The sequence below is a fragment of the Grimontia marina genome, assembly GCF_900060185.1.
Taxonomy (GTDB): domain Bacteria; phylum Pseudomonadota; class Gammaproteobacteria; order Enterobacterales; family Vibrionaceae; genus Enterovibrio; species Enterovibrio marinus.
In genome coordinates this window covers 1-730 of sequence record NZ_FIZY01000215.1, presented here as the reverse complement: position 1 = coordinate 730, position 730 = coordinate 1, and the positions used below count along the sequence as shown (strand labels likewise).

The 730-nt window shown below is 59.5% G+C and carries 1 protein-coding gene; it reads left to right on the top strand.

Annotated elements, in window-relative coordinates; genetic code table 11:
- On the top strand, window positions 1-730 hold a 730-nt coding region (locus tag GMA8713_RS27615; RefSeq protein ID WP_198159602.1), incomplete at both ends, for a VCBS domain-containing protein.

Here is a 730-nt window from a genome sequence, read left to right as displayed (position 1 = left end):
CCGTGACCGGCACCAATGATGCGGCTGTCGTCACCGGGGACACCACCGGACAGGTCACTGACCAGGATACCTCAACAACCGGGACTATCACGGTCACTGACCCTGACAGTGGCGACACCGCCACCATTGGCAACACCACCATCGAAGGCAACTACGGCACCTTCGAATTAGTGGACGGCAACTGGACGTACACCGTCGATCCGGACAAAGCCCAGTCCCTGCCAGAAGGACAGGAAGCCAACGACACCTTTACCCTCACCGCCTCTGACGGCTCAACCCATGAGATTGTGGTGACCGTGACCGGCACCAATGATGCGGCTGTCGTCACCGGGGACACCACCGGACAGGTCACTGACCAGGATACCTCAACAACCGGGACTATCACGGTCACTGACCCTGACAGTGGCGACACCGCCACCATTGGCAACACCACCATCGAAGGCAACTACGGCACCTTCGAATTAGTGGACGGCAACTGGACGTACACCGTCGATCCGGACAAAGCCCAGTCCCTGCCAGAAGGACAGGAAGCCAACGACACCTTTACCCTCACCGCCTCTGACGGCTCAACCCATGAGATTGTGGTGACCGTGACCGGCACCAATGATGCGGCTGTCGTCACCGGGGACACCACCGGACAGGTCACTGACCAGGATACCTCAACAACCGGGACTATCACGGTCACTGACCCTGACAGTGGCGAAACCGCCACCATCGGCAATACCACGAT